Genomic DNA, 21,760 nt, shown 5'->3' with positions numbered 1-21,760 from the left:
CTGATGGATGTTCATCCGGTCTCTCCGACATAGCTGAAGCCTCGCAACTCCAGCCTCCTCGGTTCAGACCGGATGGACAACCTCCTGAAAGCTCACATCTAGGCGGCGCCGTTGATCATGATACCGACGTCCAGGGTTGCGGAGAGCGGGAGTGGTATCGGCTGCTCGGTTTCCGCCCGCATCAACGCCCAGATCGCCGCTTGAGTGCGATTCACCGCTCCGATCTTGCGGAACACGCCCTTCACGTGAATCTTGACCGTCGCCTCAGCGATGTTCAGCTTTCGGGCGATTTCCTTGTTGGATGCCCCGTTGGTCAGAAGCAGGAGGATCTCCCGCTCTCGGTTGGAGAGACTTCTCATGTCGTTCAGGAGACCGGCATCGTCCGTCCGGGCTGGTTGCGGGCATTCGATCTGCAACGGCTCCGGCCTCTGCTGATGCTTCATGGCCTGCACGACGCCCATCTGGGTCACGACGAAGCCGTCCCAGACCAGGTAGAGCAGGTTGACCAGTGCCGACGTGCTGATGCTGCGCGGCACGAAGGCGTTGATGATGCCGAGATTGGCCAGCGGCCAGAGCCCGGTCGCTTCCGGGCCTGCCAGCACGACGATCCGGATCGACGACGTCTCGCTCTGAAACTGGGCCGCGAGTTCGGATATCGACGCCACCTCCGCCTCGGTCGCGCAATCGATCAGCACGATCGCTTCGTCGCGGGGCGAATCCCGCGATGACTGAAACTCCGTAACGCTGTCGAAGCACAGGCCGACCTTGATCCGGCTTCCTGAAAGAACACTTTTCAGACCTTCGCGGAAGACTTCGTTCGGAACGACGAGGACCACTTCTTCGGTTCCCCGTGGTCGGGACTGCTTGAGACGTACGCGAAGATTGATATTGCCAGGGCCGCCAATCGGTCGGTGCGGACGTTTCGACATCGTGTCCACCTCGCTGTGACCTGATGCAGACAATGCCTGCAGAGGATGATGAAATATAGGGAAACATCCCCAATTCTGCTTTGAGCGAGCCGTAGATGTCGGCGCGCCGTCTCGTCGGTCTCCACTATGCGGTGTGATCGAAAGACCGCTTTCGCTCTTCCATTTTTGAAAGAACCCAGTCGAACAAAAAAAATCACCGATTTCGATGAGCAATGGTTCGCTCGTGCCCAGGCCGTACTGTCGTCCGCTCCCGTTATCCAGCATCCTTGTCGCGTGGAAAAACCGAAGACGAAATCTTTCAGTCCGCCTTCGGCGTAGCGCCGAATTGCGATTGGACGCGGACTGCTTAGAGAGACATTTCAGAAGCATTGAAATGTCTGGGTCTATTCCGAAAAAAGTAAAAAAAGTTAAATTTAGCCTCGAATTCATTTCCGAGACTCGTCGTTTTCCCTGGTGAAATCAGTCAGCGTAATCGAGCATTATGTGTCTGTTCCAAACAGAACATTGATCCGAAAAAATTATCGTTTATCCTCAAGGCATTGGATCACTGAAAGGTACCAAACCCAGGCGTCGATCCAATCTTCAGCCGAATCATATACGGATGACTGACGACGAGAAAAGGATTTTAATCTTAATATTTCCGAACTCGCATTGGAGGGCGGGTATAATGCCTCGCAAGCCATTGAAGAAAATCGATTTTGGGGAGGTTCTTCAAAATCTCGGCGCGGGAACTGCGGAATATTTTCTTGACGACAAAAGTATCTTCTACAATCAGGGGGATTCTGCAGAAGCATTGTTCTACGTAGTCGCCGGCCAAGTGAAGCTCGTCGCGTTCTCCGTAAGCGGTAAGGAAGCCATCATCGGGATATGCGGCAACGGTCAGTTCTTCGGTGAAGGCTGCCTCATCGCCGGTCAGTCCAAACGTCCGAGCGATGCGGTCGCGATCGGGCCCGCGACGGTGCTGAAGATAGAAAAGAAGCTCGTCCTCCGTTTACTCCGAGACGATCAAGCCTTTTCCAACAGCTTCCTTGCCCATCTGCTTGCGAGATCGAAGCGCATCGAGGACGATCTGATCGATCAATTGTTCAATTCGAGTGAGAAGCGACTCGCGCGAACGCTTCTCCTGCTCGCCAACTTCGACAAAGACGATGCTTCGCTCGCCGTGATCCCGCGGCTGAGCCAAGCCAGTCTCGCGCAGATGGTCGGTGCAAGCCGTCCGAGGGTCAGCCAGTTTCTCAATAAGTTTCGCGAACTGGGATTCATCGAGTATAACGGCGACATCCGCGTCAACAGATCGCTGATCAAGGTGCTTCTCAAGGATTGAAGCTGCGCCGCGGGATACGGCCTACGCGAGGGCGACGAATCTCGTGAGCGGTCGTGCGATTTCATGTCGACTTCACGCGGTCGCGTGCCGGTGACTGGTCCGTTGTTCATGAGGGCGGCGGACGCTGAGATCCAAAGATACGAAGGCGGCTTCCCAGAATCGTTCACGCTTGTTGGCGGCATTGCCGCCCCGCGAGTAGCCGAATCTCGAGCAATGGCAGTTGCACATGCCGACGCGTTTAAGGATGCTGGAAGACAAAGCGACAGCGTGTTCGCTGTCGCTTTTCTCTGTACGGAAAATGATGAATTGGAGCGGGCGAAGGGATTCGAACCCTCGACCCCAACCTTGGCAAGGTTGTGCTCTACCCCTGAGCTACACCCGCTCACAATGCCGTACCGCTGGTGGAGAAGACCCGCCGGCGGCCCCGGACGGCGTCTCTAAACAACATTCTGCTGGGCGTGGCAAGGCCTGTTTTTCGGTTCTTTTGCCGACGTGCATCTTTCTCATGCTCTCACCAGGTGGCGGCCGGAGATCGTCCCTCGGCGATCTCGCCGAGGCGTTCGCGCGTGGCCCGCGTCGTCGCTTCGGGCAGCGCGTCGAGGGCGAAGAAGGCGGCTTCCGCGATCTCGCGATCGGGAGCCTTCGGCCGGAGGAGCGTGAAAGCGGGGGCGATGTAGACCGCGATGTGATCGCGTCCGGCGGCGGCCGTACTGCGGAAGAAGCCATGCAGGCGCAGTGGCGCGCCAATCGCCACCGCGATCTCGGCCTCCTCACGAAATTCTCTGATCATGGCATCGGCGGTGGTCTCGCCGACCTCGACCCCGCCGCCGGGCAGGTGCCACCCGGCCACGTAGGTATGACGCACGAGGCAGACGCGGCCCCTCTCGTCGAAGGCGGCCCCGCGCACGCCGAGGGTCATCCCGCGCGTGGCGAGGGCGCCGAACTGGAACAGCCATTGCAGCAGCGGGCGGTCGAGGAGTGTACCGATCATACGACTTTGAGGCGTATGGCTCCGAAGCCTTCGATGGCCGCTTCCATCAGCTGTCCGCGCTCCACCGCGCCGACTCCCGATGGCGTGCCGGTGAAGATCAGGTCGCCGGGATGGAGCTCGAAATAGCTGGAGAGGAGCGCGATCTGGTCGGGGATCGACCAGATCATCTCCGACAGGTCTCCGGACTGGCGGGACGCACCGTCCACGGTGAGCGTGATGGCACCGCGTACCGGATGTCCCACGAACTCGGCCCGGTGAAGCGGTCCGATGGGGGCGGAGGCATCCGCCGACTTGGCGAGATCCCACGGACGTGCCAAGCGCTTGGCTTCGTCCTGGACGTCGCGCCGGGTCATGTCGAGGCCGACCGCGTAGCCGTAGACGTAGTCCAGCGCGCCGGCCGCCGGGATGTCCCGCCCTCCCCGCCCTAGGGCCGCCACGAGTTCCACCTCGAAATGGTAATTGGCGGTTCGCGGCGGATAGAGGTGGTCTATCGCCTCCGAGCCCGGAACGATCTGGAGCGCGTCCGCCGGTTTCATGAAGAAGAACGGCGGTTCGCGTTCGGGGTCCTTGCCCATCTCGCGAGCATGGGCGGCGTAATTGCGTCCCACGCAATAGACGCGGCGGACGGGGAAGAAATCCTGGCTGCCGACGATGGGCAGGGTCGCGTGGGGCGGGTTCGGGATTACGGACAACATCTGTCGGGCGCCTCGCAAAGGGTTCGCTTGGATCGGTAGCGGGGCGGCGTGACGCCCTGCAAAGACGGTTCACGACGCCTATCATAGGAGGAGAGGCCGCCGGCGCCATCCTTTGCCGGCACGTCCTCGATCAGACCTCCCGACTCAGATGCCCGCGCACCGAGACGCCCGTGACCGCTTCCTCCGACCTTCTCTCCCGTCTCGCCGAGCGACTAGGGGAGAAGCATGTCCTCACCGCACCGACAGACATCGCGCCCCATCTTGTCGAATGGCGCGGTCTCTTCCGGGGCAGCGCGCTCGCCGTCGTCCGCCCGGCCGATACCGACGAGGTCGCCTTCGTCGTCGCGGCCTGTGCCGAGGCGGGGATCGCGATCGTCGCCCAGGGCGGCAATACCGGGCTGGTGGGCGGCGGCGTGCCCTGGGGCGGGATCGTCCTGTCCCTGGGCCGCCTGTCGCGCATACGCGCCGTCGACCCGTTGAGCGCGACCATCACCGTCGAGGCCGGTGCGCTCCTCGCCGAGGTGCAGGCGGCGGCCGATGCGCAGGGGATGCTGTTTCCCCTGTCGCTGCCCTCGGAAGGGTCGTGCACGATCGGCGGCAACCTCGCGACCAATGCCGGCGGGACCGGCGTCCTCGCCTACGGCAACATGCGCGACCTCGTACTCGGGCTCGAAGTGGTTCTGGCCGATGGGCGCGTCTGGAACGGCTTGAGCGCATTGCGCAAGGACAATGCCGGCTACGACCTCAAGCATCTGTTCGTCGGCTCGGAAGGGACGCTCGGCATCATCACCGCGTCCGTCTTGAAGCTCTACCCGAAACCCTCGTCGCGGGCGGTGGGCTTCGTCGGCCTGTCGTCCCCTCGAACGGCACTCGCCTTGTTCGAGGCCTTGAGGCGGGCGGCCGGACACGACCTCACGGCGTTCGAGTACATCCCGCGTTACGGCCTCGACATCGTCCTCCGACATCGGCCCGCCCTGCCTCGCCCGCTGACCGGAGACCATGCGGCCTACGCCCTCGTCGAGATGTCCACGACGCGCCCCGGGGCGGATGCCCTCGGCGATCTGGAGGTCGCCCTGGCGGCCGCCATTGAGAATGGCTTCGTGGAGGATGCCGTCATCTGCGCCAGCGAGGCGCAGAACCTGAACCTGTGGTCCCTACGCGAAAACCTGTCCGACGTTCAATCACTGGAGGGCGGCTCGATCAAGCACGACGTCTCGGTGCCGCTCGCGCGCATCGCCGATTTCCTCGATGCGGCGATCGCCGCTTGCGAGGCCGAGATGCCGGGCCTGCGCGTCTGCGCCTTCGGGCATTTCGGCGACGGCAACATCCACTTCAACCTCAGCCAACCCGTCGGCATGGAGAAGGCGGCCTTCCTGAAGCAATGGGGCCGCTTCAACAGGATCGTTCACGACATCGTGCACGGGATGGGAGGGTCCATCGCCGCCGAGCACGGGATCGGCCTGATCAAGCGTGACGAACTCGTCCGATACGGCGACCCGGTCGGTCTCGACCTGATGCGCCGGCTCAAAGCGGCCCTCGACCCGCATGACCTCCTGAATCCCGGGAAGATCGTCGCGTCGTCGCCGAATCCGCCCCCGGCGCTCCCGCGGGAATAGTCGAGCCGCCTGAGAGGATCGGCCGCAGCATCGTTTCGAAGATTGGCGAGTTGTTCCCATGACCCATTGTGCGTCGCACAAGAAGAGGCCACAATCCGTATCGCGATGCGCCATAAATTGGCTCCGAATCGCGATCTAAGGCGTTGTTGCGACGAGGTTGCCCCGTGGGTGCGCTGCAGCGTCTTATCGGGGCGTTAACGGTCATGAGCCCTTCTTGAAGGGCGGATCGCATCTTTGACGACGGCCTGATCTGCCAGGTGGCGACCAGGGCGCAGCTGCGCCGACGGACAACAGGGACCGAAGGAGACCACACGATGCCGACCTCGCAGGCGAGAGTTCCGACAGCCGAGGCGAGCCGCTACCTGAAGCAGCTCTGCCGCCATTGGAGCCACAAGTTTCCGGTCGAGACCACGGACGCGTCCGGCACCGTTCCATTCGGCGAAGATCGCGTTTGCACGTTCCAGGCAGAGGCCGATGCCCTGCTGATGCGGGTGGCGACCCCAGATCCGGCCGGCCTCACCCGGCTCGAGAACGTGGTGGCCGACCACCTGATGCGCTTCGCCTTCCGCGAGAATCTCGGCGACATCACCTGGTCGCGCGCAGCCTGACAGGCCTGGTATCGCGGCCTCGCGCTTGAATCGCCCGCTCCACACCCGATCTTGCTGAGCGCTGTCTCCGCGGCCTATGCGGGACGGAGCCAAGGAGACACGGTGATGACGATTCGCGCAGAGGCCGACATGGCCGCCCCGTCCTTCGACGAGCGGATCGAGCGCCTTGCCAGGGTAGCGGTCAGGATCGGGCTCGGCCTCAAGCACGGCCAGGAGCTGGTCATGACGGCGCCGCTCGAAGCCGCGCCCTTGGCGCGCGCGATCACCACCGAGGCCTACAAGGCCGGTGCGTCCCTGGTGACCACCTTCTATTCCGACGATGCCGCCACGCTGGCCCGCTTCGCCCATGCTCCCGACGATGCGTTCGACACGGCGGCGGGCTGGCTCTACGGCGGCATGGCAGAGGCATTCCGCAACGGGGCCGCGCGGCTCGCGATCTCAGGCGACGATCCTTCTCTCCTTGCCGGACAGGATGCGACCAAGGTTGCCCGTGCCAATCGCTCGCGCTCGAAGGCCTATGTGCCGGCGCTGGAGCTCATCGCGAATTTCGCCACCAACTGGACCATCGTCTCCGCCGCTTCCCGCCCCTGGGCGCGTACCGTCTTCCCCGATCTTCCAGAGGATGAGGCATTGGCGCGGCTCTGGGATGCGATCTTCGCCGCCTCCCGCGTCGACGGGATTGACCCGGTGGAGGAATGGAGGGCGCATAACGACGCGCTTCATGCCCGTACGAAGATCTTGAACGAGCATCGTTTCGCGGCTTTGCGCTTCCAGGGGCCCGATACCGACCTGACCGTGGGCCTCGCCGACGATCATGAATGGTGCGGCGGCGCCTCCGTTTCGCGCAGCGGCATCCTGTGCAACGCCAATATCCCCACCGAGGAGGTGTTCACCACGCCGCACAAGGCGCGAGTGGACGGCTATGTGACGAGCACCAAGCCGCTCTCCTATCAGGGCACGCTGATCGACGGCATCCGGGTACGGTTCGAGGAAGGCCGAATCGTCGAGGCGACGGCCCGCACGGGAGGCGACGTGCTCGCTCGCGTGCTCGACACGGATGAGGGCTCCCGCCGGCTCGGTGAGGTGGCGCTGGTGCCTGCCTCCTCGGCGATCTCGGCCTCGGGGCTTCTGTTCTACAACACCCTGTACGACGAGAATGCCGCGAGCCACATCGCTTTGGGGCAGGCCTACAGCAAGTGTTTCTGCAACGGCGGTGAGGGTTTCAGCGAGGAGGACCTCGCGGCGCGCGGCGCCAATCGCAGCCTGATCCACATCGACTGGATGATTGGCTCGGCCGAGATCGATGTCGACGGTCTCACCGCCGAGGGTCGCGCCGTGGCGGTGATGCGCGCGGGCGAATGGGTGGGCTGAACCGTTCGGCGCATCGTTCCGGATGCAATCGCGCGGAAACGATTTTCAGAGAAGATCGGGGCCGGAGGTCAGAGCCCCGGCCCCTTGGCCGCACCGAGAATGCGGGCGGGATGGGCCAGCGTTCCGCCCTGAAGCACGACCACGTAGCCGTCGGCATTGCCCGAGCGTGCGAGGGTGCGGGGAATCTCGAAATGGGCGGCTTGGCCCGTCCAGCCTCCGACCCTGTGCATCCCGCGGACCACATTGACGTAATCCACGACCTGTCCCTTGTTCTCGCCCCGCGCCACGGCGACTCTGTGCCGGCGCAGGATCGGCAGCAGCCAGACCTCGCCACGCTCGGCCGCGTTGCGCCCGGCGCCGACGTCGATGGCGATGCGGTCACCCTGTTCCAGCACCTTCACCGGTACGGCGAGCCCGCCCGCCTGCCTCGCCGCGCGGATGCTGCGGTCAAGGAAGGCACGGTCCAACCGGACCGTCGACGGCTCGCCATTGACGATTGCCTGGGGCGTGAAGAGTTGGCGCTCGCCATGGCTGCTGGCATAGGCGCGCTGGCGTTCGGTGAAGGCCGGGATCGCGAACTCGTCCTTCCAGCCGAGGTAGTCCCAGTAGCTCACCGGTAGGGTCAGGGCGATGACGTCGGCCTGCTGGGCATACTCGCCCATGATCCGCGAGGCCGGCTGGCAGGCGCCGCAGCCCTGGCTGGTGAAGAGCTCGATGACCGCCCGGGGCGATTCTGCTCGCACCGTCCCCGTCGAAGCCGGGAGGCAGGCGGCGAGCATCAGGAGGCTGTACGCCGAGCGGCGCAGACGAGAAACGGATCGGCCCATATGACTATGTGACAGCGCCTTCGTCCGCGACGGAAGTCACGTTGCCTCGATGAGCCTTGGATGTCTCCACCTGTGTTGCAGGAGCGATCTTGGGTTTCGGCAGCATGTTCGGACGCCAGCGCCGATGCATCCACAGCCATTGGCCGGGATTGTCGCGGACCCATTCCTCTACCACGCGTGTCATGGCCTGCATCGCGCCCTGGACGTCGATCTCGCCCTTGGCGTCGCGAGGCAGGTCGAGCGGGGGAGTGAGTTCGAGATGGAAGCGGGCATCGTCCTTGCGCACCACGCGGACCCCATGGACCGGACATTCGTAATGCTTGGCGAGCTTGGCGAGTAGCGGGTTCACCAGCACGGGGCGGCCGAAGAACTCCACCACGACGCCGCGGGTGAAATGCTGGTCGATGAGCTGGCCGAGATGGCCGCCGCGCTCCACCACACCCTGCATCGAGAAGACGGCGCCCTGCCCGGCTGCCGCCAGACCACCCATGGTCTCGCGGCGGACCTCTTGGACGAGGCGCGCGGAGGCGATGTCGTTGGGCGGCCGGAAGATCGCCGTCGCCTCAAGGCCGTATCGGGCGGCACAGATCGCCGGCAATTCCCAATTGGCGAGATGGGCCGCGAAGATCAGCCCCGGCTTGCCGTCGTCGCGCAGGGCTTCGAAATGCTCGGCGCCCGAGACGGACATGCGCTGGCTCGACGGATCGGCGGGATCGATATCGAACAGGGTGGCGAGGTGGGCGTATTCCGCCCCCGTACGGCCGAGATTGTCCCAGGCCTGGGCCGCGATCGCCTTGACGGCCGCCTCGTCCTTTTCTGGGTAGGCGGCGCGCAGGTTCGCCAGCGCGATGCGGTTGGCCGGCAGAAACGGCCCGACCCTGCGTGCGATCGCTCCGCCGGTCCGGCTCGCCCGCTCGGTCCCGAGCATCCGCGCCAGCCAGAACAGGATGCGCACCAGCGGGATCATGGCGAGACCCGCCATCCGGGGCAGATGACGGTTCAGAACGAGGGCGAGGCGCAGCACGATGTCTTCCGGGGAGTGGCTATCGCGTTCGTTTAGAACATTTTTTGGATGAGGGGCAGTGTCAGGGGGGAACGCGAGCCTCGTTTGCCCGGACAACCCGTCAGTCGATCGTCACCAGGATCTTTCCGAACACCTTGCGCGATTCCAGCCGCTCCAGCCCTTGAGAGAAATCCCCCAGCGGCAGCACCGTGTCCACGACCGGTGTGATCCCCTCGGCCATCTTGGCCAGCGACTGGCGGATATTGGCCATGGAGCAGCCGAAGGAGCCGGTGATGCGGTATTGCTGCTGGAACAGCTGCATCAGGTTCATGGTGGTGGACACGCCGGAGGTGGAGCCGCAGGTGACGAGGCGCCCGCCCCGCTTGAGGCAGAGGAGCGAGCCGTTCCAGGTGTCGGGACCGACATGCTCGAACACCACGTCGACGCCCTTGCGCTTGGTCAGCCGGCGGACCTCGCCCTCGAAGCGCTCGTCGCGATAGTTGATGACGTGATCGGCGCCGAGGGCTTTCGCCATCTCGCCCTTGGTGTCGTCGCCCACCGTGGTGAACACGGTGCAGCCGATGGCTTTGGCCATCTTGATCGCGGCGGTGCCGATGCCGGAACCGCCGGCATGGACGAGGATGCTCTCGCCGGGCTCGAGCTTCGCGTTGTCGAAGAGCATATGCTGGACGGTACCGAAGGCGATGGGTGCGCAGGCGGCGTCGGTGAAGCTCACCCCGTCCGGCACCTTCACCACGAGACGGGCCTGCATGGTGACGAGCTGGCGAGCGAACCCGTCGATATGGAAGCCCATGACGCCGGAGACGTCCTCGCAGAGGTTGTCGCGGCCTTCCCGGCAGGCCTTGCAGCGGCCGCAGGTCTGTGCGCCGTACATCACCACGCGGTCGCCCTCGCCCAGGTCCGTCACCCCCTCGCCGACGCAGACGATCTCGCCCGAGGCCTCGGCGCCCACCGTCAGCGGCAGCTTGCGCTTGGCGAAGGCCATGCCGCGAAAGCCCCAGACGTCGATGAAGTTCAGGCCGACCGCGCGGACGCGGATCTGGACCTCGCCCGGACCCGGAGCGGCCGGCGGATCGACCTCGCCGAGGCGCAGGTCGCGGTCACCGAAGAGTTGGAGGGCTTGCATCGGGCTCGTCTCTCGTCGGGCGTTCCGGGCTCCGAACCTCCTTCGCATCACCTCATCCTGAGGTGCCCGCAGCGGGCGTCGAAGGAGGGCTCCGGAGCCCGCGTCCCATCTGGAGCCCTCCTTCGAGGTCTCCGCGTTGCTCCGGCACCTCAGGATGAGGGATCGGAATGGATAGGGCGCCTTATCGACCGAAAGGCGTCACACCTCAATCCGGTGCGAGGTAGCGGCGTCGCGCCCAGCCGAGGATGGGGCCGGCCTTGACCCGGCACCAGGTCAACCCGCTCGGCGTCTCGTTGGTGCAGCCGAAGCCGCGCAGGCGCGCGCCTTCCGGAGCCTGTCCGAGAACGGGCGCCGAGGCGTCCGGCGTCTCGCGGATGCTCAGGGAATCGCCGCGCGGCAGCCCGGCGACGCGAAAGGCGCCGGTCTCGGCCACCGCTGGGCCTGCCGCCAGGGTGAGTGCCAGGATCAGAAGGGAGCGCATCGGCCGTTGCCCCGCCTCAGGTCCGGTGGACGCCCATCATCGCCGTCAGCCCGCCATCGACGGGCAGGACCGCGCCGGTGATGTAGGCCGCGCCCTCCCCCATGAGGAAGGCCGCCAGCGCCGCCACTTCCTCCGGCCTGGCGAAGCGCCCGGCCGGGATCTGCTTCTCCATTCCGGCACGGTGCGCGGCATAGGGCGTCATCATGTCGGTATCGATGAAGCCCGGCGCGATGACGTTGACCGTCACCCCGCGCTTGGCCGACTCGATCGCCAGGGTGCGGCAATAGGAGATCAGCGCGCCCTTCGTCGCCGCATAGGCGGCGTTGCCCGGATTGGCCCGGAGGGCCGCCACCGAGCCGATGGCGACGATGCGGCCGGAGCGTCCGCGGATCATGCCGCGCACCAGCGCCTTCGCGAGGCGGGTCAGCGACCAGAAATTCACCTGCATCGCCGCCTCGGCCTTGTCCTGCGCCATCATCGCGGCCAGCACGTCGTAGGACTGACCGGCATTGTGGACGAGGCCGTAGAACCCCTCCCCCTCGTTGGCCTCGCAGAAGGCCTCGATGGCGTCGCGGTCGGCAAGATCGAGGGCGTGCGCCGTGATCGTCCGCTCCGGGTTGGCCTCGGAAAGGTCGGCGACGAGGCGCTCCGCCGCCTCTCCCGACGAGCGATACGTTAAGGCGACGTCGTAGCCACCGGAGATCAGCGCCCGCACAATGGCCGAGCCGAGGCCGGAGGCGCCGCCGGTGACGAGGACGCGGCGGGAGGTTTCCGAGATCATGCGGGCTCGTCCCCCAGGACGAGGCAGGTGTTCTGCCCGCCGAAACCGAAGGAATTCGACAGGACGCGGCTGACGCGCGCGTCGCGGGCCGTGGTCACCACGTCCAGCGACAGAGCAGGGTCCGGCACGGCGTAGTTGATCGTCGGCGGGATGCGGCCATGGGCGATGGTGAGGAGCGAGATCACCGCCTCGATGGCGCCGGCGGCGGTGAGCGTATGGCCGATCATCGACTTGTTCGACGAGATCGGCAGGGTGCGGATGCGGTCACCGAACACCGCGGCGCAGCCCAGCGCTTCCATCTTGTCGTTCTCGGGCGTCGAGGTGCCGTGGGCATTGATCGTGTCGATGGAATCGGGCGCGGTGCCGGCATCGTCGAGGGCGGCGCGGATGGCGGCGATGCCCGGCGCCCCGTCAGGGCTCGACCGCGTGCGGTGGAATCCGTCGCCCTTCTCGCCGCAGCCGAGCACGTAGCCGAGGATCTTCGCACCCCGCGCGCGGGCGGACTCGGCATCCTCCAGAACCAGGGCGGCGGCACCCTCGCCCATGACGAAGCCGTCGCGGTTCTTGGAGAACGGCTTCGAGGCGCCCTCCGGCGGGTCGTTCTGGGTAGAGAGGGCAGAGAGCAGCGAGAAGCGGATCAGCGATTCCGGGTTCACCGAGCCGTCGGTGCCGATGCACAAAGCGGCCTTGGTCTCGCCGCGCCGGATCGCCTCGACGCCGAGCTGGATCGCGGTGGCGCCGGACGAGCAGGCGGTGGAGAGCGAGATCGGCGAACCCTTGGTGCCGAACCGGTCGGCGATGTTGTCGGCCACGGTCGCGAAGATGAAGAGGTCGTGCCAAGCGTCGAACGCACGGCTCGACGCGGCGCGCTGGAGATCGGAATAGGTGATGTCGCCGCTCTGGCCGGAAGCCTGCGCCATGGCCTGGCGCTGCGGCCATTCCATCTCGACCGGCGGGACGGCGATGAACAGGGCGCCGGGAAAGTCGCCCTTCGTGCCGATGCCGGACTGGGCGATGGCCTCTTCGGCCGCCTCTTCAGCGAAGCGTTGAGACAGAGCGGGCGCCACGAGCGGATCGGTGTCGAGAAAATCCACCGTGCCGGCGATGCGCGTGCGCAAGCCTTCGGTCGGGAAGCGCGCGATGGTGTGGATGCCGGACTTCCCCGCTGTGAGCGCCGCCCAATTGTCGGCCTGCCCCTGGCCGAGGGACGTGACGATGCCGAGGCCCGTCACGGCGACGAGCGGCCTGCCATGGCTGTCCCGGGTTCCTCGATCATCACGGGGAGAAGGATTCGTCATCGCGCCGTCTTGTTATCGTTTCGACCGAACGGCCTTGGAGGTGCCCCACCCAGAACATCCGGGCCGATCGATCACGGTTGCGTCCGTCTTAGATGATTTTCGCTTGACTGACAGCCGCGTCGCGGCCGGTCACGACAGCGCGCTCAGCCGTACGACGCCCTCGCCGCGGCGATGTCCGACGGTGGTGACCGCGATCTCCCGCGCCCTTCCCTCCGAAATGAGGGCGGCGCCGAGTGCGGCCCCGAAGGGCGCGGTGACTTCGAGGGAATGGCCGCTCAGGTCGCCGAGTGCCGTGACGGGCACGCCGGGTGCGAGTTCGGCCAAGGCTGCGCCCTCCTCGGCGGTGATGGCGCGGACGCCGGTGGCGCCCGAGATCACGGCGTCCGGTTTGGCGCCGGCCCTGTCCCACAAGGCGGAGAGGCTGCGCCCCACGCTGCCGGGCTCGCGCCGGGGACGATCGCTCTCCACCGGAAGCAATCGGGCGAAGGTCTTCGCACCCCGGGCAACTGCGGTCTCGGCCGCTTCCAGCATGAGGAAGGCGGCGGCACTTCCCAGAATGAAGCCGGCCTCACCGTCTTCTGCGCGCTCGAAGACCGGAAGGAAGTCGCCCTTGTGCAGGTATCCGCCCATCTCGTGGACTACGAGGACGTCGGGGCGCTCGGCGCTGTAGGAACCGCCCACCAGCATCGTGTCGATCTGGCCGGAGGCGATGCGGCTCTGGGCGTTGCGCAGGGCATCGACGCCCGAGGCCTCCTCACCCATGAAGGTGCGCGAGGCGCCGGTGACGCCGTGGACAATGGCGATGTTGCCGGCGAGCAGGTTCGAGAGCTGTGCCAGGAACAGGGTCGGGCGCAGGTCGTTCTGCAGGTGCTCATTGAGGTAAGCGCCCGGATCTGCGGCATCGCGCAGGCCGGTGAGGATCGCCCCGTCCACCGCCGTGTCGCGCTCGCCGCCGCCGCAGGCTACCACGAGATGCATCGCCGCCTTGAACGCTGTGTCCTGCTTCACTCCCGCCGACTCGAGGGCGAGGCCGGCGGCGTAGACTCCGAGGCGCTGCCACGCCTCCATCTGCCGTTGGTCGGATTTCTTCGGAATTTGCCCGTCGAGAACCAGCGCCGGTGCCGGGTGAACGGGATAGGGCGCGAAGCGCTCGATATCCACGGCCTTCGGGCTGGCCGCCGTAAAGGCTTCGAGATGCGCGGCGATCCCCTCGCCGGCACAGGAGACGAGGCCGATGCCGGTGACGACGACGTCGCGCTGGCTCATGCTTGTCTTGCTCATGCCGGCACGGCTCCGCCGGGGGGCGCTCCCGACGCGATGGCGCGATCCATCAGGCCGATGCGTTGGGCGCGCTCGCGCATCGGCGCGTCGAGGCCTTCCGGGAAGGGCATCGTCCTGAACCTCAGCTCCGCATCGGCGAGAGGCTTGCCCTCGTGGCGGATGGAAGCCTTAGTCACCGCGTAGCCGGAGCCGTCATGCTCCAGGCTCGCCTGCACGACGAGCGTCGCTCCGGGGCCGACGAAGGAGCGGAAGCGCGCCTTGTCCACCGCCATCAGGAACGGCATCTGCACGAAGTCGAGATGGGCGAGGAGCAGGTATCCGGATGCCTGCGCCATGGTTTCGGTGAGGAGCACGCCCGGCACCAGGGGATGGCCGGGAAAATGCCCCTCGAAGACCGGGCTCTCCATCGGCACATGGGCCAGCGCCTCGATCCGGCCGGCGGCCTTGTCGAGACTCGTCACCGTGTCGATCATCTCGAAATATTCGAGGCGCATGCGAGTGAGGGCTCCGCTTGGATCGAGGTCCCGCGAGGGCGGGACCATTACGGGCGGGCGCGGGCTTTCAGGCCTTGGCGGCCTTCTCGGCAACCAGCGCATCGATGCGGGCGCAGAGGTTCTTCAGCACGAAGTATTCCTCAGCCGGCACCTTGCCCTCGTTGACCTCCTGGGTCCAACGCTCCAGCGGCAGCTTGATGCCGAAGGCCTTGTCCACCGCGAAGGCGATGTCGAGGAAGGCGAGCGAATCGATGCCGAGATCCTCGATCGCGTGGCTCTCGGGCGAGATGGTATCGCGCGGGATGTCGGCGGTGTCGGCGATGATGTCCGCGACGCGGTCGAACGTAGCGGTGGTCGGCTGGTCAGACATGCGTTCTCGCCGTTTTCTTCTCTATGGCGCGCCGTGGCGGGTCCGGTGTCGGATCCTGTGGCAGGCGCGGCCGGTCCGAGGCTGGCGCATGAGCCCGGCGCCCCCCGGGTCGCGCAGCATGCCCCCGGAGCGGCCTCATGCCACTCCCGATCGAAGGCGGTCCCTTACACGAGGGGGTGCTGGCGGGCAACCTTGGCCGGGCTCGCGCCTTCGTGCGGTCACGAAGAGCCACGGACCATTCCGCCTCGCGGCGCGCTGACCTACATGCGGGCTCATGCCCGGCCGGTCGCGAGCGCCCTTCGCTTCCGGATCGGAGCGGCGGTGCCGGAAACGTTCTTCCAAGGCCGGCAGAGGTGATGAGGATGGAACTGCCCGTTTCCCGCGTCGATGCCGCCGAGCCGCCGGTGGATCACCGCGCCCGCGCCCAAGGAGGCGCCCGCATCGCCCTGGTCCTGGCGCTCGCCGCCCTCGGCCTGTGGGTGCTGCACCCGTTCCTGCCGGCGCTCGCCTGGGCCGTGATCCTCGCCATCGCGCTCTGGCCGCTCTACGCGAAGGCCGAACGGCGCTGGCCGCCCGGCGGCCACAACATCCTCCTGCCGAGCCTGTTCACCCTGGCGGTCGCGCTCGTCTTCCTCGCGCCCCTGGTGGTCCTCGGCGTCCAGGCGGCGCGTGAGGCGCACGACGCCCTCGCCTGGGTGAAGTCGGTGGAGCAGAGCGGCATCCCCGCCCCCGAATTCCTGTCGCACCTGCCCTATGGCGCGGCGAGGGCCAGCGCCTGGTGGAACCAGAATCTCAGTCATCCCTCCGCAGGCTCCGAGATCCTGCATAAGCTCGACAACTCGACCACGATCGGCCTGACCAAGAGCCTCGGGGCGCAGGTGGTCCGCCGGGTGGTCCTGTTCGGCTTCACCCTGCTGACGCTGTTCTTCCTGTTCCGCGACGGGCGCATGGTCATCGCCCAGTCGCTGACGGCCAGCGCCCGGCTCTTCGGCCCACGCGGCGAGCGCGTCGCGCGCCAGATGGTCGCCTCCGTCCACGGCACCGTCGACGGGCTCGTGCTGGTCGGCCTCGGCGAGGGCGTGCTGCTCGGGATCGTCTACTATTTCGCTGGCGTGCCGCACCCGGTGCTGCTCGGCGCGCTGACGGCGGTGGCGGCGATGATCCCGTTCGGGGCGCCTCTGGTCTTCGGCATCGCCGCGCTGATCCTCCTGGCCGGCGGCGCGGTGATGCCGGCTGCGATCGTCGTCGCGGCGGGTTTTGTGGTCACTTTCGTGGCCGATCATTTCGTCCGGCCGGTGCTGATCGGGAGCACGACCCGCCTGCCCTTCCTCTGGGTCCTGCTCGGAATCCTCGGCGGGGTCGAGACGTTCGGCCTGCTCGGCCTCTTCCTCGGCCCGGCGGTGATGGCGGCCCTGGTGCTGTTGTGGCGGGAATTTACCGAGGGGGAGGCCGTCACCGCCGCAGGATAGTCGGCCTCACCGGAACGCCGATCCGTCCCAACGGACCGTGTGTTCCTTGTACTCGAAGCTGACGAGGGTGATCCTGGGGACGGCCCCGGATCCTATCCGGGCGCCGATGGAGGCGATCTCCTCCTTCAGGACGAGAAGATCGCCCTGGCGCACGAAGAACAGCACCGGACAATGGGCCGCGCCGCACTCGTCGTTCGTCCCATTCGCAGCGCCCCGGCATGAGAGTTCGGCGAGGTTGAGAACGAGGTCGGGCCTGCCGTCGCCGGTGAGATCCCGTTCCATGATTCCGGCCGGCTTGAACTGGCCGCCCTTCGGGCATGTCTTGGCGACCTGCTGGGAGACGAGGTAGCGCGCCGCAGCGGATTCCGCCTGAGCCGGCAACGGCCCGAAGCCGAACGCGCCGCTGATGAGACAGGCAATGCCCACACGCATCATGGTCGTCGTCTCGCCGGGTTCGAAATGCTGTGGGGGCACGAAATCGCGCCACGCGAACATTGATGCCGCGAAGTATCCGATTCTGAAAGCCTCGAGAACGTCGACGTGAAAGAGAAAAGGCCTCTCCGTGGGGAGAGGCCTCTTGCAGATCGTCTCGTAGCTGAATGCGATCTACGCGGTCACGCCGCCAGCGAGCGCAGGGCGTGGGGAAGAATCCCGCCGTTGCGGAAGTATTCCAGCTCGTCGAGTGTATCGATCCGACAGGTCAGCGGCACTTCGGTCTTGGTGCCGTCTGCCGAGGTGATCTCAGCGATCATGGTCTGGCGGGGCTTGATGTCGCCCTGGAACAACATCGGCACAATTACGGCGTGTAATTTGTCAAGCTGCATGTTGCTCGCAAAGCACAGCCTTGCAATCGTGTTTCTGTCAAGTCTGTGATTGAAGGCAAGGCATATTGTTGCAAGCTACAGACGAATCGGGGCGTCGCAATGCTGAGTGATTTGATCGGAAAAGTTGGCAAGTGGGGCGCTGCGATTGCTGGTGTCTGTTCGGCATGTGGGGCCATCGGGGGTGTCATGGCTTACTTGCTCACGTTCAAACAAGATTTCGATTCAGCGAAGGCACAGGTGACGGATCTGAAGGCTCAGGTTCTTTCACTCAAGAGCGCGGTGGAAGCGGCTCCTTCGGGCGCTTCGGGATCACGCGGAGAAAGAGGTCTACAGGGCGAGCGCGGGCCAGCCGGTCCTCCTGGACCTTCGGGTGCGCATGGGGACCAAGGCCCTCCGGGTCCGGCTGGGTCAGCGGCGAGGGGAAGTGGAATGACCGACGATGTGATTGCCGTCATCGACAAGAGAATCGATCAGCGTCTTTCAAGTTCAAAAGCATCACTTGCCACATCGCAGCCAAAAGGCTTCGTTTCCACGTTGAATAGCAAGGATTGTCTCAGCTCCAGTAGTCTTTCTGAAGTTCGTGTTTTGCTCGTCAGCAATAAAACCGAATTCTGTTCTGACGACGGTGAAATATTAGGAAAAATCGTGAATGTAGGGTGGTACGCTGAATCTAGCGGGTGGATTGATATAGCTATTCCTGGAAGAAGTAATTTTCAATGTAATTTTGGACAGACTTGTGAGCTGAGATGGTTGGAAGGTAAAATATTTTATATAGAGAAATTTGCGAATAAAGACGAAATAAAAGTTGCTCAGCTAAGATTTAAAGCAAAATAAAAATAATTTTTACATAAGTTAATAAGCATATATAGGAAAATTCACGACCCCCTTTATCTGTCCGGGCACCCTCCCCCACAAAGGGGGAGGGTGAGGTTCGAAGTTTTACGCCGCCAGCGAGCGCAGGACGTAGGGAAGAATCCCGCCGTTGCGGAAGTATTCCAGCTCGTCGAGTGTATCGATCCGGCAGGTCAACGGCACCTCGGTCTTGGTGCCGTCGGCCGAGGTGATCTCGGCGATCATGGTCTGGCGGGGCTTGATGTCGCCCGAGAGGCCGAGAAGGCTCACGGTCTCGTCGCCCTTGAGGCCGAGCGAAGCCCACGAGGTCTCGCCCTGGAACACCAGCGGCACGATGCCCATGCCGACGAGGTTCGAGCGGTGGATGCGCTCGAAGCTCTCGGCCACTACGGCGCGGACGCCCAGCAGCTTGGTGCCCTTCGCCGCCCAGTCGCGCGACGAGCCGGTGCCGTATTCCTTGCCGGCGAAGACGACGAGAGGGGTGCCGGATTCGGCGTATTTCTGGGCGGCGTCGTAGATGTACATCCGCTCGCCAGAGGGCTGGAACAGGGTCCAGCCGCCCTCGACCACGTTGCCGTTCTCGTCCCGCACCATCTGGTTCTTGATGCGGATGTTGGCGAAGGTGCCCCGCATCATGACCTGGTGGTTGCCGCGGCGGGTGCCGTACTGGTTGAAATCCTGCACCCGGACCTGATGCTCCTGCAGGTAAGCGCCGGCCGGCGAGGCCGCCCGGATATTGCCGGCCGGGGAGATGTGGTCGGTGGTGATGGAATCCTGGAACAGGCCGAGGATACGGGCATCGACGATGTCGGTGATCGGGGCCGGTGTCTTGGTCATGCCCTCGAAATAGGGCGGGTTCTGAACGTAGGTGGAGGTCGAATCCCACTTGAAGGTCTCGGCCTCGGTGACCTCGACGGCCTTCCAGTAATGGTCGCCGCTGAACACGTCGGCGTAGCGCGACTTGAACAGGGTCGAAGTGATGTTGGCCTCGATGAACTCGGCGACTTCCGCCGTGGAGGGCCAGATGTCGGCGAGATAGACCGGCTGGCCGTCCGAGCCGATGCCGAGCGGCTCGGTGGTGATGTCGATCTGCATCGAGCCGGCGAGCGCGTAGGCGACCACGAGCGGCGGCGAGGCGAGGTAGTTGGCGCGCACGTCGGGATTCACGCGGCCCTCGAAATTGCGGTTGCCGGAGAGCACGGCCGCCGCGACCACGTCGTTGTCGTTGATGGCCTTGGAGATCGGCGCCGGCAGCGGGCCGGAATTGCCGATGCAGGTGGTGCAGCCGAAGCCGACGAGGTTGAAGCCCAGCGCATCGAGCGGGGCCTGCAGGCCGGCACTCTCGAGATACTCGGCCACCACCTGGGAGCCGGGTGCCAGGGAGGTCTTCACCCACGGCTTGGAGCGCAGGCCCTTGGCGACGGCGTTGCGGGCGAGGAGCCCCGCGCCGATCATCACGCTCGGGTTCGAGGTGTTGGTACAGCTCGTGATCGCCGCGATCACCACGTCGCCGTGGCCGATATCGTAGTTCGCACCCTCGACGGGGTAGCGCTTGGCGATGTCGGCGGCCTTCTTGAACTCGGTCTCCATGGACTGGGCGAAGCCCGGCTTGGCGCCATCCAGCAGCACCCGGTCCTGCGGCCGCTTGGGGCCGGCCAGGGACGGGCGCACGTCGCCCATGTCGAGGGCGAGGGAATCGGTGAAGACGGGATCCGGGGTCTGCGCATCACGCCACATGCCCTGCGCCTTGGCATAGGCCTCCACCAGGGCGATCCGGTCGTCGGCGCGGCCGGTGACCTTGAGGAAGTCGATGGTCTTCTGATCGATGGGGAAGAAGCCGCAGGTGGCGCCGTATTCGGGGGCCATGTTGGAGATCGTGGCGCGGTCGGCGACCGCCATGTCGTCGAGGCCGGGGCCGTAGAATTCCACGAACTTGCCGACGACGCCCTTCTTGCGCAGCATCTGCGTCACGGTGAGCACGAGGTCGGTGGCGGTGGTGCCCTCGGGCAGCTTGCCCGACAGTTTGAAGCCGACGACTTCCGGGATCAGCATGGAGAGCGGCTGGCCGAGCATGGCGGCCTCGGCCTCGATCCCGCCGACGCCCCAGCCGAGGACGGCGAGGCCGTTGACCATGGTGGTGTGCGAATCGGTGCCGACCAGGCTGTCGGGATAGGCGACCGGGAAGGGATCGCCATCGCCCTGCCGGGTCCACACGGTCTGCGACAGGAACTCGAGGTTCACCTGGTGGCAGATGCCCGTGCCGGGGGGCACGACGGAGAAATTGTCGAACGCCGACTGGCCCCATTTCAGGAAGGTGTAGCGCTCGCCGTTACGCTCGTATTCCAGCGCGACGTTGTCGGCCAGGGCCTTCGGGGTGCCGAACTCGTCGACGATGACCGAGTGGTCGATCACGAGGTCGACCGGCACGAGCGGGTTGATCTTCTGGGGGTCGCCGCCCAAGGCGACCATCGCATCACGCATCGCTGCCAGATCGACGACGGCGGGCACACCCGTAAAATCCTGCATCAGCACGCGCGAGGGGCGGAAGGCGATCTCGGTCTCGACCTTGCCGAGGTTGCCCAGCCACGCGACGGTGGCCGAGATGTCGTCCTTCTTCACCGAGCGGTCGTCCTCGAACCGCAGCAGGTTCTCCAGGATCACCTTCATCGAGAAGGGCAAGGCCGTCGCATCGGCGAGGCCGGCCTGCTCGGCATGGGGGATGGAATAGTAGGTATAGGACTTGTCGCCGACGGTGAGGGTCTGGCGGGAGTGAAAGCTGTCGAGTGATGCCACGGCTGGTCTCTTCCTCACGAGCGGTTGTCGAACACGCGCAGGCATGACCTGCGCCACGAAAGTCGTGTTCGGCTGGAGCGCCTCTAAAAAAGCGCGCGCCGCCCCGGGGGTGCCCGGACAGGATGTTGCGCGACGAGCGATTTGGACGCTCGGGACTCGCGCGGCGCAGCCTGAGCCCCGTATAGAACACTTCGAAACTGCCCGCTACGCCCTGCCGTGACACGAGTGCGGGAGTGTCGGGCTTCGCGTGGACGCGGGGGCGGGCGCGAGCTATGCAGGCGACCATGCTGGAGCGTTCCATGATCGCCTTTCGCCTGCCCCCTGAGATCGAAGCGCACATGGACGCGCAAGGTCGACGGACGGGCCAAGGCGCGGGTGAAGACGCCCGCGACGCGATCCTGGATGACCTTGAGGATCGTGCTGACGTTCACATCGCCGAGCGGCGGTTTGCCGACCTGAAGGCGGGAAAGAGCGACTCCGTTCCCCTCTCGGAACTTCTGGCCCGGTACGCCTTGTGATCGCGGCAATCGCGCATGGTTCCCTTACCCCTGCGGCGCAGGGCTTTCCTCCATTCACGAAACTGCCAACGACTGAGGAGCCGCATGT

The 21,760-nt window shown here is 65.3% G+C and carries 22 protein-coding genes and 1 tRNA gene; 7 read left to right on the top strand and 16 right to left on the bottom strand.

Annotation, left to right across the window (positions count from 1 at the left end; translation table 11 throughout):
- Positions 1-98: 98 nt before the first annotated feature.
- A complete protein-coding gene (locus ACFQ4G_RS06015) occupies positions 99-836 on the bottom strand; it encodes a helix-turn-helix transcriptional regulator (protein ID WP_238204687.1) in 738 nt (245 codons plus the stop codon).
- Positions 837-1,596: 760 nt separating this feature from the next.
- Here ACFQ4G_RS06015 and ACFQ4G_RS06010 point away from each other — a divergent pair.
- On the top strand, positions 1,597-2,253 hold the full coding sequence (locus ACFQ4G_RS06010) for a Crp/Fnr family transcriptional regulator (RefSeq protein ID WP_238204685.1): 657 nt from the start codon (positions 1,597-1,599) through the stop codon (positions 2,251-2,253).
- A gap of 307 nt (positions 2,254-2,560) precedes the next feature.
- Here the strand turns inward: ACFQ4G_RS06010 and ACFQ4G_RS06005 are convergent.
- From ACFQ4G_RS06005 to ACFQ4G_RS05995, 3 genes are all read right to left on the bottom strand, one after another.
- Positions 2,561-2,635: transfer RNA gene (locus ACFQ4G_RS06005), tRNA-Gly, on the bottom strand.
- Between the two features lie 129 nt (positions 2,636-2,764).
- Positions 2,765-3,244, bottom strand: a complete 480-nt coding sequence (locus ACFQ4G_RS06000; RefSeq protein WP_238204683.1) for an NUDIX domain-containing protein — start codon at positions 3,242-3,244, stop codon at positions 2,765-2,767.
- Positions 3,241-3,939, bottom strand: a complete 699-nt coding sequence (locus ACFQ4G_RS05995) for a fumarylacetoacetate hydrolase family protein (RefSeq protein WP_238204681.1) — start codon at positions 3,937-3,939, stop codon at positions 3,241-3,243. Before ACFQ4G_RS05995 ends, ACFQ4G_RS06000 begins: the two co-directional genes overlap by 4 nt.
- Positions 3,940-4,109: 170 nt before the next feature.
- Here ACFQ4G_RS05995 and ACFQ4G_RS05990 point away from each other — a divergent pair, with 170 nt between their 5' ends.
- From ACFQ4G_RS05990 to ACFQ4G_RS05980, 3 genes are all read left to right on the top strand, one after another.
- Entirely contained in the window at positions 4,110-5,555 is a 1,446-nt protein-coding gene (locus ACFQ4G_RS05990; RefSeq protein ID WP_238204679.1) for an FAD-binding oxidoreductase, read from the top strand.
- A gap of 314 nt (positions 5,556-5,869) precedes the next feature.
- Complete coding sequence (locus ACFQ4G_RS05985) at positions 5,870-6,163, top strand: DUF2218 domain-containing protein (protein WP_238204677.1); 294 nt, start codon at positions 5,870-5,872, stop codon at positions 6,161-6,163.
- Between the two features lie 105 nt (positions 6,164-6,268).
- Entirely contained in the window at positions 6,269-7,534 is a 1,266-nt protein-coding gene (locus ACFQ4G_RS05980; RefSeq protein ID WP_238204675.1) for an aminopeptidase, read from the top strand.
- 68 nt (positions 7,535-7,602) lie between these two features.
- Here the strand turns inward: ACFQ4G_RS05980 and ACFQ4G_RS05975 are convergent, their stop codons facing one another.
- The 9 genes from ACFQ4G_RS05975 to ACFQ4G_RS05935 all read right to left on the bottom strand — a co-directional run bounded on the left by ACFQ4G_RS05975 (position 7,603) and on the right by ACFQ4G_RS05935 (position 15,216).
- Complete coding sequence (locus ACFQ4G_RS05975) at positions 7,603-8,361, bottom strand: DUF1223 domain-containing protein (RefSeq protein ID WP_379039875.1); 759 nt, start codon at positions 8,359-8,361, stop codon at positions 7,603-7,605.
- A gap of 4 nt (positions 8,362-8,365) precedes the next feature.
- Positions 8,366-9,385 (bottom strand): lipid A biosynthesis lauroyl acyltransferase, encoded by a 1,020-nt coding sequence (locus ACFQ4G_RS05970; RefSeq protein WP_238204671.1) that lies wholly within the window; start codon positions 9,383-9,385, stop codon positions 8,366-8,368.
- Between the two features lie 100 nt (positions 9,386-9,485).
- A complete protein-coding gene (locus tag ACFQ4G_RS05965; protein WP_238204669.1) occupies positions 9,486-10,511 on the bottom strand; it encodes a zinc-binding dehydrogenase in 1,026 nt (341 codons plus the stop codon).
- Positions 10,512-10,716: 205 nt separating this feature from the next.
- Complete coding sequence (locus ACFQ4G_RS05960) at positions 10,717-10,992, bottom strand: SH3 domain-containing protein (RefSeq protein WP_238204667.1); 276 nt, start codon at positions 10,990-10,992, stop codon at positions 10,717-10,719.
- Between the two features lie 16 nt (positions 10,993-11,008).
- Positions 11,009-11,773: an SDR family NAD(P)-dependent oxidoreductase gene (locus ACFQ4G_RS05955; protein ID WP_238204665.1), complete on the bottom strand. Its 765-nt coding sequence runs from the start codon at positions 11,771-11,773 to the stop codon at positions 11,009-11,011.
- Positions 11,770-13,071, bottom strand: coding sequence for a beta-ketoacyl-ACP synthase (locus ACFQ4G_RS05950; protein ID WP_238204663.1), 1,302 nt, complete (start codon positions 13,069-13,071; stop codon positions 11,770-11,772). Before ACFQ4G_RS05950 ends, ACFQ4G_RS05955 begins: the two co-directional genes overlap by 4 nt.
- 129 nt (positions 13,072-13,200) lie before the next feature.
- Positions 13,201-14,352: a beta-ketoacyl-ACP synthase gene (locus ACFQ4G_RS05945; RefSeq protein WP_238204661.1), complete on the bottom strand. Its 1,152-nt coding sequence runs from the start codon at positions 14,350-14,352 to the stop codon at positions 13,201-13,203.
- Positions 14,349-14,846 (bottom strand): 3-hydroxyacyl-ACP dehydratase FabZ family protein, encoded by a 498-nt coding sequence (locus tag ACFQ4G_RS05940; protein WP_227435950.1) that lies wholly within the window; start codon positions 14,844-14,846, stop codon positions 14,349-14,351. The genes ACFQ4G_RS05945 and ACFQ4G_RS05940 overlap by 4 nt, the downstream gene beginning before the upstream one ends.
- 67 nt (positions 14,847-14,913) lie before the next feature.
- Positions 14,914-15,216: an acyl carrier protein gene (locus ACFQ4G_RS05935; RefSeq protein ID WP_018044158.1), complete on the bottom strand. Its 303-nt coding sequence runs from the start codon at positions 15,214-15,216 to the stop codon at positions 14,914-14,916.
- 362 nt (positions 15,217-15,578) lie between these two features.
- On the opposite strand from ACFQ4G_RS05935, the gene ACFQ4G_RS05930 reads away from it, so the two are divergent.
- The gene (locus tag ACFQ4G_RS05930; protein ID WP_238204659.1) at positions 15,579-16,685 is read left to right on the top strand and encodes an AI-2E family transporter; all 1,107 of its coding nucleotides are present in this window, start codon (positions 15,579-15,581) and stop codon (positions 16,683-16,685) included.
- Positions 16,686-16,691: 6 nt separating this feature from the next.
- Here the strand turns inward: ACFQ4G_RS05930 and ACFQ4G_RS05925 are convergent, their stop codons facing one another.
- Together ACFQ4G_RS05925 and ACFQ4G_RS05920 are read right to left on the bottom strand one after the other, a co-directional pair.
- A complete protein-coding gene (locus tag ACFQ4G_RS05925; RefSeq protein WP_238204657.1) occupies positions 16,692-17,180 on the bottom strand; it encodes a hypothetical protein in 489 nt (162 codons plus the stop codon).
- 119 nt (positions 17,181-17,299) lie between these two features.
- Positions 17,300-17,509 carry a hypothetical protein gene (locus ACFQ4G_RS05920; RefSeq protein WP_238204655.1) on the bottom strand — a complete coding sequence of 70 codons (210 nt, stop codon included), beginning with the start codon at positions 17,507-17,509 and terminating at the stop codon, positions 17,300-17,302.
- A 99-nt stretch (positions 17,510-17,608) separates the two neighbouring features.
- On the opposite strand from ACFQ4G_RS05920, the gene ACFQ4G_RS05915 reads away from it, so the two are divergent.
- Complete coding sequence (locus ACFQ4G_RS05915) at positions 17,609-18,343, top strand: collagen-like triple helix repeat-containing protein (protein WP_238204654.1); 735 nt, start codon at positions 17,609-17,611, stop codon at positions 18,341-18,343.
- A gap of 105 nt (positions 18,344-18,448) precedes the next feature.
- On the opposite strand, the gene acnA is transcribed toward ACFQ4G_RS05915, so the two are convergent.
- Positions 18,449-21,154: an aconitate hydratase AcnA gene (acnA, locus tag ACFQ4G_RS05910; protein WP_379039870.1), complete on the bottom strand. Its 2,706-nt coding sequence runs from the start codon at positions 21,152-21,154 to the stop codon at positions 18,449-18,451.
- 299 nt (positions 21,155-21,453) lie between these two features.
- Here acnA and relB point away from each other — a divergent pair, with 299 nt between their 5' ends.
- Positions 21,454-21,672 (top strand): type II toxin-antitoxin system RelB family antitoxin, encoded by a 219-nt coding sequence (relB, locus tag ACFQ4G_RS05905; RefSeq protein WP_238204650.1) that lies wholly within the window; start codon positions 21,454-21,456, stop codon positions 21,670-21,672.
- Positions 21,673-21,760 lie beyond the last annotated feature (88 nt).

The organism is Methylobacterium marchantiae, assembly GCF_042679825.1.
Lineage (GTDB): Bacteria > Pseudomonadota > Alphaproteobacteria > Rhizobiales > Beijerinckiaceae > Methylobacterium > Methylobacterium marchantiae.
Note: the sequence above shows the minus strand (reverse complement) of the source record. Positions and strands in the feature narration are given on the sequence as shown.

Bases quoted from the DNA above. Each gene is read 5' to 3' on its own strand.
- ACFQ4G_RS05925 (WP_238204657.1), bottom strand. From the start codon at position 17,180: ATGTTCGCGTGGCGCGATTTCGTGCCCCCACAGCATTTCGAACCCGGC.
- ACFQ4G_RS05950 (WP_238204663.1), bottom strand. From the start codon at position 13,071: ATGACGAATCCTTCTCCCCGTGATGATCGAGGAACCCGGGACAGCCAT.
- ACFQ4G_RS05985 (WP_238204677.1), top strand. From the start codon at position 5,870: ATGCCGACCTCGCAGGCGAGAGTTCCGACAGCCGAGGCGAGCCGCTAC.
- ACFQ4G_RS05940 (WP_227435950.1), bottom strand. From the start codon at position 14,846: ATGCGCCTCGAATATTTCGAGATGATCGACACGGTGACGAGTCTCGAC.
- ACFQ4G_RS06010 (WP_238204685.1), top strand. From the start codon at position 1,597: ATGCCTCGCAAGCCATTGAAGAAAATCGATTTTGGGGAGGTTCTTCAA.
- ACFQ4G_RS06000 (WP_238204683.1), bottom strand. From the start codon at position 3,244: ATGATCGGTACACTCCTCGACCGCCCGCTGCTGCAATGGCTGTTCCAG.
- ACFQ4G_RS05920 (WP_238204655.1), bottom strand. From the start codon at position 17,509: ATGCAGCTTGACAAATTACACGCCGTAATTGTGCCGATGTTGTTCCAG.
- ACFQ4G_RS05945 (WP_238204661.1), bottom strand. From the start codon at position 14,352: ATGAGCAAGACAAGCATGAGCCAGCGCGACGTCGTCGTCACCGGCATC.
- ACFQ4G_RS05960 (WP_238204667.1), bottom strand. From the start codon at position 10,992: ATGCGCTCCCTTCTGATCCTGGCACTCACCCTGGCGGCAGGCCCAGCG.
- ACFQ4G_RS05975 (WP_379039875.1), bottom strand. From the start codon at position 8,361: ATGGGCCGATCCGTTTCTCGTCTGCGCCGCTCGGCGTACAGCCTCCTG.
- ACFQ4G_RS05995 (WP_238204681.1), bottom strand. From the start codon at position 3,939: ATGTTGTCCGTAATCCCGAACCCGCCCCACGCGACCCTGCCCATCGTC.
- ACFQ4G_RS05915 (WP_238204654.1), top strand. From the start codon at position 17,609: ATGCTGAGTGATTTGATCGGAAAAGTTGGCAAGTGGGGCGCTGCGATT.
- ACFQ4G_RS05955 (WP_238204665.1), bottom strand. From the start codon at position 11,773: ATGATCTCGGAAACCTCCCGCCGCGTCCTCGTCACCGGCGGCGCCTCC.
- ACFQ4G_RS05930 (WP_238204659.1), top strand. From the start codon at position 15,579: ATGGAACTGCCCGTTTCCCGCGTCGATGCCGCCGAGCCGCCGGTGGAT.
- ACFQ4G_RS05965 (WP_238204669.1), bottom strand. From the start codon at position 10,511: ATGCAAGCCCTCCAACTCTTCGGTGACCGCGACCTGCGCCTCGGCGAG.
- ACFQ4G_RS05935 (WP_018044158.1), bottom strand. From the start codon at position 15,216: ATGTCTGACCAGCCGACCACCGCTACGTTCGACCGCGTCGCGGACATC.
- ACFQ4G_RS05980 (WP_238204675.1), top strand. From the start codon at position 6,269: ATGACGATTCGCGCAGAGGCCGACATGGCCGCCCCGTCCTTCGACGAG.
- relB (WP_238204650.1), top strand. From the start codon at position 21,454: ATGATCGCCTTTCGCCTGCCCCCTGAGATCGAAGCGCACATGGACGCG.